Annotated in this window: 16 protein-coding genes and 1 pseudogene; all 17 read right to left on the bottom strand. The window is 34.1% G+C overall.

Annotated elements, in window-relative coordinates:
- Positions 1–76 precede the first annotated feature (76 nt).
- Complete coding sequence (locus BUB33_RS04555) at positions 77–886, bottom strand: conjugal transfer protein (RefSeq protein ID WP_072973608.1); 810 nt, start codon at positions 884–886, stop codon at positions 77–79.
- 38 nt (positions 887–924) lie between these two features.
- Positions 925–1,476, bottom strand: a complete 552-nt coding sequence (locus BUB33_RS04550) for a conjugal transfer protein (RefSeq protein ID WP_072973606.1) — start codon at positions 1,474–1,476, stop codon at positions 925–927.
- 3 nt (positions 1,477–1,479) lie between these two features.
- On the bottom strand, positions 1,480–3,192 hold the full coding sequence (locus tag BUB33_RS04545; protein ID WP_072973604.1) for a DNA topoisomerase 3: 1,713 nt from the start codon (positions 3,190–3,192) through the stop codon (positions 1,480–1,482).
- Positions 3,193–3,314: 122 nt separating this feature from the next.
- Positions 3,315–4,721, bottom strand: a complete 1,407-nt coding sequence (locus tag BUB33_RS04540; RefSeq protein ID WP_072973602.1) for an AlbA family DNA-binding domain-containing protein — start codon at positions 4,719–4,721, stop codon at positions 3,315–3,317.
- A gap of 272 nt (positions 4,722–4,993) precedes the next feature.
- Positions 4,994–5,869 (bottom strand): CD1107 family mobile element protein, encoded by an 876-nt coding sequence (locus BUB33_RS04535; protein WP_072973600.1) that lies wholly within the window; start codon positions 5,867–5,869, stop codon positions 4,994–4,996.
- Positions 5,870–6,142, bottom strand: a complete 273-nt coding sequence (locus BUB33_RS04530) for a conjugal transfer protein (protein WP_072973598.1) — start codon at positions 6,140–6,142, stop codon at positions 5,870–5,872.
- Between the two features lie 12 nt (positions 6,143–6,154).
- Positions 6,155–8,749 carry a C40 family peptidase gene (locus BUB33_RS04525; protein ID WP_200778118.1) on the bottom strand — a complete coding sequence of 865 codons (2,595 nt, stop codon included), beginning with the start codon at positions 8,747–8,749 and terminating at the stop codon, positions 6,155–6,157.
- Positions 8,718–9,731, bottom strand: coding sequence for a DNA-methyltransferase (locus tag BUB33_RS04520; RefSeq protein ID WP_072973595.1), 1,014 nt, complete (start codon positions 9,729–9,731; stop codon positions 8,718–8,720). The genes BUB33_RS04525 and BUB33_RS04520 overlap by 32 nt, the downstream gene beginning before the upstream one ends.
- Position 9,732: 1 nt before the next feature.
- Positions 9,733–11,235 (bottom strand): annotated as a pseudogene (locus BUB33_RS04515) (VirB4-like conjugal transfer ATPase, CD1110 family); the annotation flags it as partial.
- Between the two features lie 48 nt (positions 11,236–11,283).
- On the bottom strand, positions 11,284–13,158 hold the full coding sequence (gene ltrA / locus BUB33_RS04510) for a group II intron reverse transcriptase/maturase (RefSeq protein ID WP_084725169.1): 1,875 nt from the start codon (positions 13,156–13,158) through the stop codon (positions 11,284–11,286).
- Between the two features lie 700 nt (positions 13,159–13,858).
- Positions 13,859–14,983, bottom strand: coding sequence for a hypothetical protein (locus BUB33_RS04505; protein WP_084725155.1), 1,125 nt, complete (start codon positions 14,981–14,983; stop codon positions 13,859–13,861).
- Positions 14,976–15,380: a PrgI family protein gene (locus BUB33_RS04500; protein WP_072973590.1), complete on the bottom strand. Its 405-nt coding sequence runs from the start codon at positions 15,378–15,380 to the stop codon at positions 14,976–14,978. Before BUB33_RS04500 ends, BUB33_RS04505 begins: the two co-directional genes overlap by 8 nt.
- A 3-nt stretch (positions 15,381–15,383) precedes the next feature.
- Positions 15,384–15,884: a hypothetical protein gene (locus tag BUB33_RS04495; RefSeq protein WP_072973588.1), complete on the bottom strand. Its 501-nt coding sequence runs from the start codon at positions 15,882–15,884 to the stop codon at positions 15,384–15,386.
- A 98-nt stretch (positions 15,885–15,982) separates the two neighbouring features.
- Positions 15,983–16,846 carry a VirB6/TrbL-like conjugal transfer protein, CD1112 family gene (locus BUB33_RS04490; RefSeq protein WP_062624939.1) on the bottom strand — a complete coding sequence of 288 codons (864 nt, stop codon included), beginning with the start codon at positions 16,844–16,846 and terminating at the stop codon, positions 15,983–15,985.
- 1 nt (position 16,847) lies between these two features.
- A complete protein-coding gene (locus tag BUB33_RS04485; RefSeq protein WP_062624938.1) occupies positions 16,848–17,063 on the bottom strand; it encodes a Maff2 family mobile element protein in 216 nt (71 codons plus the stop codon).
- Positions 17,063–17,395 (bottom strand): single stranded DNA-binding domain-containing protein, encoded by a 333-nt coding sequence (locus BUB33_RS04480; RefSeq protein ID WP_072973586.1) that lies wholly within the window; start codon positions 17,393–17,395, stop codon positions 17,063–17,065. Before BUB33_RS04480 ends, BUB33_RS04485 begins: the two co-directional genes overlap by 1 nt.
- A 71-nt stretch (positions 17,396–17,466) precedes the next feature.
- Positions 17,467–17,613: a hypothetical protein gene (locus BUB33_RS15980; protein ID WP_159429161.1), complete on the bottom strand. Its 147-nt coding sequence runs from the start codon at positions 17,611–17,613 to the stop codon at positions 17,467–17,469.
- Positions 17,614–17,697 lie beyond the last annotated feature (84 nt).

Raw genomic sequence — 17,697 nt, 5'->3', positions numbered from 1 at the left:
TATAGACACCAGCGTTTCTCCTGTTTTAACTCACTTGGAATATTTTCATATCGTTTGATAAGGTCATCTTTTTCCATTATATTTCCATTCCTTTATCTTTTTTTGCTGTCTTTTCTCCTTTCCCCTGTTCTTCCTGCCTGATTTTTTGCTGATTTTCTTTAAGCGCCTTTAATACAGAGGGTTTTCTTTCTATATTTTTTAATTTTCTGTCATCAGCCTTTTGAGGATTATTTTCTGATTTTTCACTACTATTAGCTCTTTCAGATACTTTTTCAGTTATCTTGCTATCTTCTTTTTCATTATCCGGCTGTTTAATTTCTTCTTTATTTTCCTTATTTAAATTTTCTTCATCCTTTTGAATCTCTTTAGACAAATTATCCAGTTTTTCAAGGCAACTGTCCAACTTCTTTTGCTGATCCTTAATAAAACTCTGCATTGAGTTTACCAGACCCTTTACCACTCCTATTTTCACTTTCACAAGTTTCTCCTGTGCTTTGGTAAGATTATAGGAAAGCTGATGTTTCATGTTATCATAAAGATGTTTAATGCTTCCTATCGCTTTTTCCTGAAGATTAATAAGAGAATTTCCTACTGCCTTAATATCTTTAATAACAAGAGAGCTGAGACTTATATTCTCCATCTCATTAAGCCTTTTAATCTCTGCTTTAAGACCTGTAATTTCTTCTTTTAAGGCTTTTAACTCTTCAATATTTGCATCAAAATCATTGTTTTTCAGTTCCTCTTTAAGCTCTCCAGCTATCTTAAACTGTTCATTGGTATTGTTTTCTAAAAAATCTGCTGTCTTTACATATTCTTCTTTAATCTCGTTTATGACTTCCTTTGTCTGTTCTTCCTGTCCTTGAATGTTTTTAGTATTATCGTTCATCTTTTCCTCCTTAAATTATATTCTTTGCTACTATTTTTTTATAAAATCCATTTTATTTCCGTTCTTCCTGTATAACCTACTTCCCATATAAACCAGGCAAATGCAATGGCATTGCTTTTACACTCGTGAAAATTCCCATTTTTAGCACAGCTAAGTCTTTTAGAAAATACATATACGCTTTGTGGAGGGTGATCCTTAAATAATTTATATCTTTTTTGTCCCTCCAAAAATGCCAGCCGAAAGAGCATTGCTATTTTTACTTTTGGAGCAGATATTTCAAGAGCATGTTTTATGAAATTATCAGCACAAAAATAAGGTGGATTAGTTACTATGTCTAAAGTATTTTCATTAACCGTAAAAAAATCCACCTCTCTTTCTTCACCATAACCTCTGTAACAAATATCTGTTGCTTTTACCTTATAGCCATATTCTTCCAGCACATTTCCGATATGTCCCTGTCCGCAAGCAGGCTCATAGACTGTTTTTCTAAATTTTTCTCTGTTTAAAAGCTCCTCTATAGCTCTCTTATCCGTGGCATAGAAGTCTAAAGTTGCCCTACCTTTATCAAATTTCATTAATGTATCAAACATAGGTTAAGCCCCTTGACATTTTGCAATAGTCTCTTTTATCTCAGTTTCAATACCCGATAAAAATTCTTTCTTGGAAGATTTACCCTGTGCTATATCGGATAATTCCATTTCCCATTTGGCAGTAGTTTTTGCGGACTTAAAGTTATCTGCTACAATCTCTATCAGGGATTTTCCTTTTTGTGTTGCAACCAGATTCTTCTTATCTCTTTCTATAAAGCCTTTGTAGATTAAGCTTTCAATAATGCCTGCCCTTGTTGCAGGAGTGCCGAGTCCTTTTCTTTCTACTTCAACATCTTTTTCCAATGCCTCACTTCCTGCAAGCTCCATACTCTTTAAAAGAGTATCCTCAGTAAAATGCTTTGGCGGTGTCGTATATTTTTCCTTGATTTCTTTTTCTTTTACATCAAAAACATCTCCAACACTTACACCTGGCAAAGTAACTTCTTCTTTTTTTGCTTTATATCCCTTTAAATACTTTGTAAAGCCTTCTTCCGCAATTATTTTGCCTGTACTTGTAAATAAAAAATCGCCTAACTCTACTATCAGTTTTGTAATGTTTTCAGTAAGAGGATAGCCTACACTTGCATGAAGCTTATTTAAAATCAATCTATACACTCTCGCTTCGCTTTGTGGCAATGTGTTTATATCTTCTTTAATTGAGCTTGCCGTTGGAATAATGGCATGGTGATCACTTACTTTACTTGAATTAAAAATGACCTTAATACGAGCTGTATCAAAGTCATTTTTGCCTAATATGTTATTTACTACACTCGTAATCATATCTTCTGTTAAATATCTGCTGTCCGTTCTTGGATAGGTGATAAGCTTTTTTTCATAAAGGCTTTGAGCATAATCAAGTGTCTGCTTTGCTGAAAATCCGAAATACTTGTTGCACTCTCTTTGCAAGGTAGTTAAATCAAAGGGCAAATCCGGCTTTGTTACCTTTTCTTTTTTAATGACAGCAGTTATTTCTATCTTGTCTTTAACTGTTCTTATAAGCTGCTTGGCTACTTCAAGACTATCTATTCTGTCTGTAGATAAAGTGAAATCAGAAAGAGCAAGCTCTACTGTATAGTATTTTTCTTTCGTAAAATTTTTAATTTCCTCATCTCTATCCACTATCATTGCTAGAGTTGGTGTCTGTACTCTGCCGACAGAATAGTTTTGATTGTAAAGAAGAGAGTATAGCCTGCTCATATTCATGCCGACAAGCCAATCCGCCTTACTTCTGGCAAGGGCGGATTGATATAGAGTTTCATACGCTTTTCCATCTTTTAAGTGTTTAAAGCCTTCTTTTATTGCTGTATCTTCCATTGATGAAATCCAAAGTCTTTTGACATCCTTATTGCATTTTGCCTGTTCATATACCAATCTAAAAATTAATTCTCCCTCACGCCCCGCATCACAGACATTGATAACTGTTTCAATTTCTTTGCTATTCATAAGCTTTTTAAGAATGTTGAATTGTTTTTTAGTTGCATTTACTACTTCATATTTATACTGCTTGGGAATGATTGGTAAATCTTCTAATTTCCACTTGGCATATTTTTCATTGTAAGCAGAAGGGTTTGCCATCTGTATTAAATGTCCTACACACCAGGACACCAAATAGCCGTTCCCTTCATAGTATCCATCCTGCCTACTTGTTGCACCGATAACCTTTGATAAACTCATTGCCACGCTTGGTTTTTCTGTTACTACTAACTTAAGTTTCATACAATCCTCCTCATATCATATAAAAAAAGAGCGAAAGATTGTACTCTCTCGCTCAAAGGTTTCTCTCAAACACTATGTCGTATTTAAGATAAAGTTATATCTACTTGTTATTATGTCATTATTTATTTTTTTACTATCCAATAGCCATCTTTAGCACTACCGGTATATTCAATTACTTTTTCATCAGTTAATTTTTTCAAATCTCTCTCTATTGTACTTACAGATACAGAGAATAATTTTGATAGCTCAAGTGCCGTAATATTCTGTTTATCTTTCATTATATGAATTATTTTTTCTTGCCTAGCTTTAGGTTTTAATCTTTGACCGTCATTTTTACCCTCACTTTGACCGTCATTTTTACCCTCACTTTGACCATCATAATTTAAGTTCTTTAAAATAGTAAAAAATGAACTTCGTGTAGATATGAATTGTGGCTTTAAATCCTCATTATAGTTCTTCTCAAATTCATAACTCTCTATTATTTTTTTAAGACCGCTTCCTCGTCTTTCCATTAAATCCATTCTTCCAAAAATATCTGCAAGAACCGGATTTCTTCTACTTGAAGAAATCGTATATGGGTCTACATCTTGAATTAAGGTTCCATCATACATTCCGCCGGGAGAGTATATTTCCATCCTATCATCAAATATATCAATATGAACTTCACTTCCAATAACACTATAATCTCTATGAATTAAAGCATTGACAATTGCTTCTTGAACTGCTCTCTTTGAATATTCCGGATATTCTTCACGATAAATCGGTCCTTTTCGCCACATCTTTTTTGTGTTTACCTTTGTAAAATTCAACGCATTCTCAAGTAAAAGTAAAATATTTCCCTCAAATTCATTATCATCAAGTGCTTCCATTAAACCGCTAGCCTTTGTCAGTCCATTCCATCTGGTACAAAATATCCTTGATTGATATATTAAATATCCATCCGCAAACAAGGCTCCTGCATAAGTTAAAAAATTATCCTTTGTTATTAAACCAAAAGATAATAAATCTTTTTCTTCAAATTTTTTATTTGTCCTTTTTTCATATTCAATTCTTAATTTATTAAATGTTGCATCTTTGACATTAATGTCTGTCTGTATGGTATCAAAGGTTCTATTCATTCCCTTTAATACTAAATTTTTGAGGTCAATACTTGTAGCGACAACACTCTGATTCCCAATTCTTATATACGAAGACCTATTTCCACCATCTATAATATAGTATGGCGTCTCACTTCCTGCTTCTACATGAAGAACAATAAAATACTTTTCATTTTCATTATAATTTTCAAGCTTTATTTTAGGAATAGGATCCATTTTACTCTTAATTATTTCACTAATAATTTCAGAATCTTTCCTATAATCTTCCAGTCCGATAAGCTCATCTGTATCAGAAATACCAAATATTAAAGCCCCTCCGTTTTCATTTGCAAAGGCACTAACACTTTTTAGCCAACTCTTCGGTTTATTTACCTCAAGTTTTTCTTTTTTATCGTAGGAAGTAGCTTCTCCAATATATTTTGATAAATCCATTTTCACTACACCTCCTTTATACCACAAGGTAGCATCTCATATTACGGATATTTTATCATATATTATTTAATTTCTTTGGTAAAAAATATGCCCATCCACATTTGGCTTGGACCTGTCATATTTAAAGTATTTACTTTTAGATTATACCCTAATTTAGCTATAAATTCAATCCAGAGCTAATGTCTGTACTTATACGTTGCAAATGTGCGTACCTTATATCATTTAGTAAGCACAAATACAACATTTAAATTTACATTTTTCTTTTTATATCTTTATTCATCTTCATCCTCATAAGCGTCAATCGCCATATCATCCACCTCATTTTCTTCCTGTTTATCGGCTATTACCTCATCAATGTCATTATCGGTATCGTATTTTTCTTCATTCTCATAATCGTCCTCAAGCTCATCATAATCTTCATCATCCTCACTTTCTTCCAAATTTTTCTTATAAATCTTAAAATAATATCCCACTCCAGCAACTGTTATGATGATTGCTCCTAAAAAAAGATATAACCCCGCCCCTGACTTTTCTTCCTTTTTAGGTGCCTCCTTTACCGGTTCTTCTTTTTTTACTTCCGCCTGCGGTGGCATTTCTTCCATCTTTTTTACTTCTTTTGGCTTTTCTTTGATTTCAACCATATTTAACAGATCATCCTCGCTGACCTCCGTAAGTAGCATAACATTTTGTCCTTCCTCATCATGATTAATAATAAGATGAAAGGTCTTTCCGGACTTTGTTTTAAAGGTAATGAACTGTCTGGCATCAGCAGAGTATTTATCATTTTCCTCACCTGTACCTTCTCCATGATGAATTGGATAATCCTGATTGGCATTATTTACATTTTCCACAAGCTGTGCTTTGGAGCTGCTTGCCACGCTAGGAATACCTTTATTAACATTATCTGCCTCCTGATTATTATTTGGAGGCTCTTTGGCTTCTAGTTTATTTGGAAAACGTACGCTTTTTTCTTCCTCTTTATCTTCAGTAAGTGTTTGCTTAATCTCCTCACTTTCTATTTCGCTTTCTTTAACCTGTGCGAAAATATAAGCAGGACAGATAACCTGCCATATAATAAATGTCATCAGTAAGCAAAAGGCTCCTATCCATTTTTTTCCCTTATTCTTTTTCCATTTCATTTCTTTCATCTATGCTTCCTCCATCCATACTTTTTCTCTATTTTCTTTTACTTGTTCCAAAGCTTTTATTTTCTTTTCCCTTTGTTTTTCTTTTTTATAATTTCTCATCATCTCTAAAAATTCGTCAATGGAAATATCAATACTTCGATACGCCTTTAAAATCTCAATCTGCTCCATTTCTTCCTGTTCTTCCTTCAAGATTTCCTGCTTCAGCTGAAGCTCTTCTATTTTTTCTTGAATTGCTTTTTGGTTTTCAATATTCTTCTGATATTTTTTATTCAAATTTCTTCCCTCCTATCTTGGACGACCAAAACTGTAAAAATGATCTATCCAATATGGTGTATCTATCCTGGCATATTTTATCGGGTCGCCTGCATGAATCATATAACCGTTACCGACATAAATACCGACATGGCTTATTGGCGATCCTGAATTGTATGTTCCTTTAAAAAATATAATATCTCCCGCCTTTGCTTCGCTTTGTGAGACAGGATTACAGTAATCTTTATAAATACCCCAAGCTGTTGTTCGTGGCATATTCTTTATTCCTGAATAGGTGTACACCCAACAGACAAAGGAAGAGCAGTCAAAGTTATTTGGTCCGTTTGCTCCAAAAACATATCTCTTTCCGATGTGTTTCTCTGCTTCGGACACAATTCTTTTTACGCTTTCCTCACTAAATTCCAGCCCCGGATTTTTAAAATCAGGATTATCTACAATTTCAGAAAAGTTTCCGTTGCCACTTCCAAAGGCAAGTTCCATATTCCCTTTACTTGCAAGTAGCGTTTCATAGTGGGATAAATTATCAGGATAAGAGCGGAACACTTCTCGGATGATTGTATCCATCTCTCTTTTTTCCAAGGTTACAATGAGCTTTTTATACTCATATGCCTCTTTATTACTTTCACCATCCTCAGATGTAATGGTTCTGTATCTGATTTCTATTTCTTCTTTATAGGTTAAACTATACATTTGCTTAAATAGTTGTTGTAATTCTCCTTTTATTTCAGATACTTCTTTTACCACGCCATAGCGAGAGGTAATATAGGAGAGCAGTTCATGGACATTATGACCGATTTTTTCTTTTCCTTTGATGATATACTCATCATATCCTGGATAATTTTGCTCTACATTTTCCATTTCTTCTTGCAGGCCTTGCTCTAAGGAAAGAAAATCCTGATTGATATTTTTCAAAGTTTCTTCTGAAGAAAGATAGGTTGTTGAAACGGTATTCCCTACCATCCCTGTTCCTATGTTCATGACCATGCTTCCTGCTTGAAAGAGCATAAAAAATATTCCTGCCGCTAAAAGCGTTAGGAATACTATTTTTTTGCTTCTTTCTCTTATAAATTCGACGACCCTTTTACTGCCTTCTATCAAGGATTTTTTCACTTTATTCTTTATATTTTCCTTGTACTTCTTTTGAATTTGTTTTTTGTATTGCCTTCTCTTAAAGAACTGTCTGAGTTTTGAGGTGTTTTGATATTCAGCACTTTTTTTAAATTCTTCCATATTTCTCTTAAAGAAGAGCTTCTTTTCTTGTTTTTTAATGTTCTTTCCAAGCTTTACTATCTTTTTTTGCCTTTTTAAAGCCTTTTTCTTTCCTTGCCGGTAGGCTTTCCTTGCAAGATTCTCTACACTGTCTGTTGTCTTATAAGCAGCATTGACACCGGCATTATCTTCTTTACCGCCTTCAAGGTACCTGTTTACTGCCCCCACTGCTGTCATTGCTCCTTTAGAAGGTAAGTTATCCGTATTCTTGTTTTTAAATTTCTTTTCTAAAGTTTGCTTTTTATGCTGTAATTTTAAGATTTTCTTTTCCTGTTTTCTAAATTTCTTATCAGCTTTTTTAGAATGCTCTTTAGCTTTGGGTGCTGCCTTATTCTGCACTTTCTCTTGATTGCCGGCTTTCTTTTTTACAGTATCCCTAGCATTTTGAAAAAGTTTCTTATATTTATTTCTTGTATATTCCTCATTGTCAAAATTACTTTTAAAATATTTTTTCTGTTTACTGTGCTTATTGACTGAGCTTAGATTTTCTTTAGAAGCTTCTTGCCAAGCCTTATTCTCTTTCTCATTTGATTTCACTTTATTTTTAAAATCTTTAGAATTTTTAACTCTCCTTTTCTTTTGAAGTTTATCTCTATTATCCTCGTCTTTTTCATCTTCAGAAGGTGCATTATAAAAGGCTTTATCATTAAAGCCTGCCTGAGCAATCATCCCATCATTACCCATAGCTTTAGAGGAGGGAGCATAGATTTCTTTTTCTCCGTTATAAAGCTTATCTATTTGCTTTCTCATCCTTTTTTTATGATTCTTAATTTTAAAAGGCAGAGGATTAGTTTCTTCCTGAACGTCCAAACGATGAAATGCAGTATTTTTGTTTTTAAAGCTATATCTGCCTTGCTCCTGTTTACCAATTTCTGATTCTTCTTCAGATAATAAGGTATCTTTTTTAAAATTCAAATCCTCCGGCAGTAAATCATCTCTAGCTCTCTCTACAGAACTCTCCACAGAATTTTCTTCAATGCTTTCTTCCATAAAGTTTGGTTTGGATTCTTTAAAAACCTCCTGATTTTCATAAAAAATTTTTTCTGCTTTTTTTCTACTCAAACCGGAAGCTTGAGATGGAATAGGTCCTTGTTTGAGGTGATTATTTTCTAAGTTTGGATTTTCTTCTTGTGTGTAGAAGCTTTTATTTTTTCCTTGCCCATGTCCCTTTTTATTTTGCTTATATGGTATAGTTTCTTCATTTTGAAATATATGCTCATCAGACATTCTGTTATAATGCTCATTTTCTTGATTTTTCAGATTAAAAAGCTGTTTTTTATGGTGAATATGGTATGTTTTGTTTTTCCTAGCCTTCATTCTGCTTTTTTTCTTTGCCAAATCCTTTCACCTCACTTTCTATTCTTTCCTTTGCAAGTTCTACATACTCTTCATTCAACTCAATCCCTATATAGTTTCGATTACTCAACAAGGCTACAAATCCTACTGTTCCGCTGCCAATGAAGGGATCAAGGACTATGCCTCTTTCCTGACAGCCTGCAAGCATACAAATTTCTGCAAGTTTTGGAGGAAATGTTGCATAATGGTTTCCTCGAAATGATGCTGTATTAATTGTCCAAATATCTCTTTTATTGCGAATTTGTGGAATATTATCCCCTTTATACTCTCCATATATTCTTGCCTCATTAATTTTTTGTATCTTAATGCCGGCTTCTTCTCTTAGATATTTGTTATCTGCTTTGCGTCCTCTAACATACCTTTTTTTGCTTACTTCCTTCATTGGCTCTGCCATAACATTATAATCATAGTAATATTTTGGAGATTTACTGAGCAAAAATACATGTTCATACGAGCGAGTAGGACGGTCTTTACATGCCTCCGGCATGGCATTTTCTTTATGCCAGATAATATCGGAACGCAAATACCAGCCGTCCTCTCTTAAAGATAAAGCTAGTCGCCAAGGGATTCCCATCAAATCCTTTGACTTGTATCCTTTTATCTTTTTCGTCATCATTTGTCCGCTTCTTCCCTTTGGATATTTAGGGTCAAAACAGCTTCCGTTTTTTCCGCCTGAGCCTGCATAGCTATCGCCAATAACTATCCAACAGGTACCATCACCCTTTAATACTCTCCTGACTTCACGAAATACTTGTACTAATCTGTCTAAATAAGCTTCTACACTACCTTCTCTTCCAATCTGTCCTTCCCTATGATAATCCCGAAGTCCATAGTAGGGTGGAGAAGTAATGCAACAGTTTATGCTTTCATCAGGAAAGTTTTTTAAAGTTTGTAAAGCATCACCACAAAGGATTGTATTAAGGTGATGTTTTAAAAAAATTGAGCTTTCTTTTTTCTCCTGCATACTACTTCACCGCCCTTTCGCCTTTATTTCTTGCTGTTTCAGTAGGTTTGGTGGTTATCAAAGAATAAAGCTTTGTATTTTTAGGAAACTGATCTATAAAGGGGACAATAGTATTTCCGTAGAAGATTAAGCCTTCTCCCTCATTGGAATTGGTCACATAGGAAAGCTGGTGTTTTGATATATTTAGCTTCTTCGCTAATATATCCCTGTCGGTTCCTGCTTGGTTAAGCATTAAAATAAAGTCGGTATTATCAAAGATATTTTCGATTTCCGGACTGGCAAGCAAGTCCTTAATATTTTGAGTTAAACCTGTGGGCATACCACCCCATTTTCTAAAACGCTTCCAGATTTCAATGGAATAGTTAGCCGTTTGCGGTTCTTTTAAGAGAAGATGAAATTCATCTGCATAATATCGGGTCGCTTTTTTACTCGCTCTATTTATTGTTACTCTGTTCCACACTTGATCCTGAACAATTAACATGCCTATTTTTTTAAGCTGTTTTCCAAGTTCTTTAATGTCATAACAAATGACACGATTGCTCATATCCACATTAGTTCTATGATTAAAGACATTAAGTGAGCCTTTGACATAAATCTCCATCTCTACTGCCAGCTTCTTTCCAATTTTTTCCTCCTGCTTCCTAAGAAGATTATATAAATCTTCTAATATCGGCATATTCTCCGGGATAGGATTCTCAAAATAAGTTTTATATAACAGTGGCAGGCAACGGTCGATAACGGATATTTCTTCCGCACTAAGTTTTTTCTCCCCAACGACAAGCTCAAATAATGAAAGAACAAAATCAGATTTTAGTGATAAGGGATTGTCCTCATCAGAATAGTCTATATTTATATCTAACGGGTTAATATAGTCCTTACTTGTCGGTGAAATCTTTATAACCTGTCCTTTTAAAGCCTTAACAAGAGGTGTGTATTCTTCCTCCGGATCCGCTATGATGATGTCATCGTCTGTAATTAAAAAAGCATTGGCAATTTCTCTTTTGGCTGCAAAAGACTTTCCGCTGCCGGGGGTTCCAAGTATTAACCCGTTCGGATTTTTTAGTTTCTTTCGATCTGCCATAATAATATTATGACTTAAAGCATTTAAACCGTAATATAAGCTCTCTCCCTTGATAAATAACTCTTCTGTTGTAAATGGAATAAAGATAGCTGCTGCACTTGTGGTAAGACCTCTCTCAATTTCTACCTCATTAATTCCGAGTGGAAGACTTGCAACAAGCCCCTGCTCCTGCCTGTAATTTAAGTTTTTTAAATTACAATTATGCCTGTTTGCTATGGACTTTAGGGTAAAGACCGCATTATCTAATTTCCCCTTGCTTTTATTAGTATTCATAAAAAGAATAGTTACTAAAAACATCTTTTCATCATGATTTTGAAGCTCAGAGAGCAGACTCTTTGCTTCTGCTCCGTAGGTGAGTAAATCACTTGGCAAGATGTATAGTGATAGGTAATCCTTTGATGTTATCTCCAGATTTTCCCCCACTCCACACCGTACGTGCGAGTTTCCCCGCATACGGCGTTCCAACAAAATTTAGTTTTTACTTACTACTATTTCTAAATTCTCTGCTAATAGTCTTAAAGAATTAACCTTTTTAAGTGCTTTTTCATCTAATTTTAAAATGTGCAAATATTTTTCAATCGTATCTTTATCTGTGGCATGGATAAGTTTGTGTACTTCCGTTCTTAGCCATACTAGATTTTTGTATTCTTCCATTCCACCTAAATATTTAGGCTTTTTATGATGACACTCCATATTAAATATGTTTAAGGCTTCTCCTGTAACAGCACACTTGCCATTTTGCCTAGCCATTAGTGAAATACGATTATCGTTATACTCCACTGATTTATCATATTCTTTCATTTCTAAAAGATATTCTACAAGGTATCTTCCTGTTGATAAATTTTTGTGTATTAAGGCTCTACCTGTTGGAGTATATTTATTTACCTCTCTCGTAAACATTCTAGGAGTAACAAACCTACAACCATATATTGGAAAGATATGAATACCTGCCACTATTTTAGGTTTTTGGTTATATCTACCATAGAATCTTTCATAAGTTTTTGATTTTGGCACTTTTCCAGACAATAACTTTTTAGCTTTTTTATTTCGTTTTGCCTTTTTTGTTTTTTCTCTAAGTCTATGTTTTAGGCTCTTGCTGACAACAAAATTTATTTCTCTAAAATCAATACTGCACCCAGTAGCTATATTGTAATAATTGTGCATTCCAAGTATCATTGAATTAAGCTGATTTACTTGATGAGGTGAAGTATCTTTTTGTATTTCTTTAATCTGTTCTTTGAGTTTAATTTTCATTGCCTTTTTCGCTTTATCCGATACATTACTTCGTGATACATACTTTTTACCTTTTTTGGATACATAAAGTGAAAATCCTAGAAATTCTGTTTTTCCTTTGCGAACGTTGGTTATCTTTGATTTCTCTGGACTAATTTTTAATTCTAGCCTTTCAAATAACCAGTCTTTTACAGCAACAAATATTTTCTGAGCTGTTTTGTAATCTCTGCATAAAATTTTAAAGTCATCTGCATATCTAACAAAGAAAAACTCTTTTAATTTTGATTTTTTTAAGGCATCATATTTATGACTTGCAGTATATTTGTGTCTTGTCTGTATTGTTTCCCATTGGTCACTAAGCCACCAGTCTAATTCATTCAATACTATATTTGAGAGTAATGGACTGATTATTCCGCCTTGTGGTGTACCTTTTTCAGGGATTCCTATCCCCTCAATCTTTGACTTTAATATTTTGCCAATGATAGAAATCAAACTTTTATCCCTGATTCCCATAGTCCAGATTTGTTTAATTAATTTGCCATGATTTACATTGTCAAAGAATCCCTTGATGTCAACATCTACAACATAATGTAATTTGCTAACATTCATAAGAGATTGTACTCTTGCAATTGCATGACTTGCTGACCTATTAGGTCTAAATCCATAACTATGAGCGTGAAACTTAGCTTCACATATTGGTTCTAATATTTGAATAATGCATTGTTGCACAATTCTATCATCCATACATGGTATACCAAGCGGTCTTGTTTTATCTGGTTGCCCAGTTTTAGGAATTTCAACTCTTAAAACACTTTTGGGGTGGTAGTTTTTAAACTTATCTTGAAAATATTTTACAAATTGTTCTTCTGACCACTCTTTGTAGTATTTTATCGTTCTACCATCTGTACCTTTTGTCATTGAGCCTTTATTATTCTTAATGTTACGAAAGGCTAAAAGTATGTTGTTTTCACTTGTTATCAACTGCATTAACTTATTGAATGTTTTACCTTGTATTGATTCTTGGTAAAGTTTATCCATTAAGTCTTGCATATCATAGTATTCGGCATTGCGTAATTTTTGCCTTTTAGGTTTTCTCTCTAAGTTCGTATTCACAGTCAAGTCAACCTCCTCCTTTGGATTTGGTTTCTATTAGTCATACAAGAACCTTGAAAGATTTAAAAATAATATTAAAACTAAATCCTGTCTTGGGGCTGTTGCTCCTTTTTCCATTACAGAAAATATCAACGCTCGTGCCCCTGATTTCACTGTGATTAAGATAGATTATCTCGATAACGGAAAGTTATTTAAACTTGCTGGTATTTGCTACTAGCTTTCGATTTTTTCTATCACTACATCATCGGATTGCTAATCCTTAGCATTTGTATTCACAGCTTCCCACGTTCCAATATTCTTATCTGTACATATATCCTTAGGTGCTTACTATGAGCCTGTATGCTTGATTGTGCCTGTAACACAATAGGGTATTTCATAACATGGATTTTTACTTTACCCCACATACCCCACGACCGTGGTTTATGCATTTCTACATAAGCTACGTATAGACCCTTACATTCGCAAGTTTGTCAAACTTATTTCTAAATTATTCTCACCATAGATATTTTATAGACCCCCGGCATATGGGATACACCATCCACCTCTGGACAGCTTTCGTAGTGTTTTTACACTTTACGGTATCTTTCTGCCGACTTCACCTAGCTTCATACTATGCTTTAGCCAATTTCATAAAATGAAATTACATAGCATGTAGGAGTATTAGGGGAGCGTTTCAGGGCGTTACCCCTTCATTCCACTCTTAGAATATCAGTTCTATATACAAATTAAGTTTTGTATATGCCTTGTTTCCTACAATATTTGTAGTTGTCAAGGAACGTGTCGCACCCATATCGTACCCTGCTCTAATTGCTTTCTTATTTTCCTCAAGCTTCATCTTATCAAGGTCGGTTATTTTTCTCTTTACATTCTTAATCGCTTCCATCTGGTCAATGGCTTTGATATGAAAGGTAACAATCATATTTTCTTCCACAGCCAAAAACTCGGATAACATCTCATCTTTAATATCCGATGCTAAAAGCTGTAAAAAATTCACCTCTGCACATACTTCTCCGGTTTTAAAGTAGGTAGGTTTGGAAAAGTTAAAGGAAGTCGGCACAATATATTCCTTAGTCGTCAGTCCGCTGTATTTCAAATCCTCAAAGGAGAAAACTAATCTGTCATTTGGATTTAATATATCGTGAATAACTTTTAAGCGTTCCTCTCCATCAAGTACATAGGCTTTCACTCCCATCTGCTTAAAGTTATTTAGCACATCCATTTCTATTCGCTCTAACCTGCTCTTTGCCTGCTTTAAGTCCTCCGCCTCTATGGTAAAGGTTAAATACATACTCTTGGCTAGTCCGTTATTTCCCTTAGAACTTTGGCTTAGGAGCATCTGTCTGTATTCATCTCTGATCTCGTTAAAATCATCTCCTATTTCTTTGATGTCAATCAATTTATTGATTTCCTCATTTTCGCCGACACTGTTGATATAGTTAAATTCCACTTCCACACTTGAATCAAAGAAGTTAAGAAAAGAAGAAAACTCAGAGAAGATGCCTTCTTGATCTTCTTCTTCCATTAAGCGATAGTTAATGTCAAAAAAACGAATAGTTTTATTGTATTTTTCTTTTTCAATCTGACAAATCCCATCTTTAAGCATTCTTTTGTAAGGAATCGTATCCTGTACGGTTTCTTTTTTCTCCGATTTCATTAAAAAAGGAAACCATCCTTTTTTATTAATTGATGATTTCCCATTTCTCTTATTCTTTACATTTTTCCTGTTTACTTTTTTTAACTCAGATAATTCTTCCCTATTTTTCTTAAGTGCCAGTTCATCCTTCTGTATTCTTTGTTCCTGCTTTTTCTTCTTGTCTTTATTCAATTTTTTTCCTCCTTTTGCCACTTAATCCTGCCTTACTTATAGGCGTTTTTCTTTTTATTCTCATTTTTATCTCGCCTTTTTTCTTTCCTGTGTTATAAATACTTTTTGCTTGATATACTCTTATCTTTTTGCTTTTATGAAACCTTAAGATATAGGCTAAATGTTTTTCAAACGGCTGATTATCCTTTTCATAAAGCGTTACAAATAAAATCGGTAATACAACTAAGCTCATTAATATCATCGAAATATCTGTACTTAAGAAGTTTTTACATAACAGATAAGTAGGAAAACCAAGCAGTCCCGCTATACTAAAGCCGATTAGTTGCCTTTTAGTAAGGTTGAGAGCTACCTTTGTTTTCACTCTGCTAAGATCCTTAGGTATCTTCACATATGCCATGACCTACCCCCTGTCTTTTTCTTTGTTATTTGAAAGTGCTTCGATATGCTCCCAAAGTGAGATGATTTCCTCTTTTACCTTCTCTAACTCTTCTGCCGGTTCTTTATATTTACCTTGTTTTTTGACCTCCATTTCTATTTGACTTAAAGTTTCACTGATTGAAAGAACTTCTTTTAAAAGAACATCCAATGCCTTTATCGACACTTCTCTAAATTCCTCCTGCTTTTCTTCTTCTGTTTTTATTTCCTCTTTCAGATACTCATCCATAAACAAGTCAAGGTCATCTTCTAATTCCAAGAAGTTTTCTTCTTTATCTTTTGTTCCAAAATCTTCTTTGGGTAAGGCACTTTCTTTACCTTTGGTTTTAGCAAAGTCAAAATCCCTATCTGCCAATTCTGATATATTTTGTGTTTTCCTGCCTGCAATCCTTCTAATTAAAATACCTACTGAAAGGATTGCTCCCGTTCCCAAAATGTTTCCTATCTTTTTATTTAATTTCTTCATTGCTTCCTCCTATTAATTATATTTTTTCTTAATTGTATTATTTTTAATCGAATTATTTTTACTTTTTCACTTTTGCTCATTTTGAACAAAAGTCGCTTCTAATGACTGTTAAGAATTGATTTTGCAATACTTCCCGACTTCATCATCATTACGCCAAGTATCAGTCCGTATGCCAACACCTGTAAAATACTTGCATGAATATCTGTAAAGTTTATGGTTTTAACCAATACTGCATAGATTCCGAAAAAGATTAAGATAAATAATCCTTGTAGTCCAAGTGCAAATAAACTTCTGATAAAGTTGGTTCCAATACTCCCCCATTCCTTGTTTCCCATTGTGGCAAAAGGAATAGCTGCAATGGAGCAATAAATATAAATTTCAATCATTCTTCCGTATAAGATTACAGTGATTAGAACGGACAGAATTGTTAAAGAGATTTTAACAAGTCCCGTCTCAAGCGCAATTCCGATGAGTGTTCCAAGTTCTTTTGTCTTTAGGGCATCGACCATAGCATCAAAATTACCGGGTGTAATATTGGCACTGTTTCCCACGACTCCTGCTGCTTTTCCTATCATCTCCTGGGCGACATCAAAGACTGCCATAGAAAATTCAAAGGCATGGGATACCAGCCATACGGCTACCCACATCTTGATAATGTATTTAAAAAATTCAAAGGTGTCTGTATCGTGCATGGAATTTTTCTGTACGACCACTTGAATTAATTCTATGCAAAGAATGGCTGTCAGGATAATAGCTGCTATGGGCAAAACGACGTTTTCATTGATGGATTTTATAAAGGCAAACACCTCCGAGTTCCATGAACCCGGAGTTTTACCTACTTCTACTGCAACAGTAGATACCTTGTCATTTATATCTACAAGCATTGCTGAAAGATTATCTTTAATCACATCAATCATAATATCCTTGAAAAACTCTTCTATCTTTTCAAACAAATCAAGCATCTTATTTCAACACATTGGCAAGTAGCGGGATTAGCTTTAGCCCTATTAAAACTATCCCTCCCCCTGCCATAAGTTGTTTTATGCCCTGTGATTTCGCACCGGGATTGTCGTTGCCATAACCTTCAAGCAGATTGATGACTCCCCATGCTCCAAGTCCTGCCCCTATTGCTGTTACCAACACTTTCAGTACATCTACCGCCTGTGTAAAAAATTCCATTAATCTTCCTCCTCGTTTACTGTATTTTCTGTTTTGTCTACCTTATTGAGATGCTTTACAATAAAGTTTTTATAACTTTTATCTTCTTTTTCAACTTCCTTGTAATAACCAAAAACATGAATAAAATCACCTTTTTCAAAGTCTCTGGCAAGCTCAGCTTTTTCACCATAGACATTACAGTTAATATATTCCTTTTTCTTTTCTCCTGCTTTTCCCATCTTTCTAAAAAGGGTAAAATTAGCTACTTTAACTTCTCCATTCTTGCTTTGAATTATTGTTATCTCTACTTCATTGATTAAATTCCCGTTGATATTAAGCACTTCTTTTTGCATATTCTTCCTCCGATTTCTTTTTGTTATATTTTTCTAGCGTTTCAAACAAAAAAGACCACAACTTTTATTCTTCAATCGTTGTGATCTTTATTTACGTTAATTTGTTCTATTTTCTTTGTTTTTAGCCTTCTCAACTTCTGCTCATTTTGAGCAAAAGTTGGAGGGCTTCTCCCACCTATTCCTATCTTATTAAATTTCCTCAATTGTATATTCTCCATTAAAGCCTCCTCTATCTTAACTTCTGTTCATTTTGAGCAGAAGTTTATCTTTAATTCCTTATTTTTAAAATTGACTTTTGTTCA

This window comes from Tissierella praeacuta DSM 18095 (genome assembly GCF_900128955.1).
GTDB classification, from domain to species: domain Bacteria; phylum Bacillota; class Clostridia; order Tissierellales; family Tissierellaceae; genus Tissierella; species Tissierella praeacuta.
The sequence above is the reverse complement of the archived record's forward strand: the minus strand, read 5'-3'. Positions and strand labels throughout refer to the sequence as shown.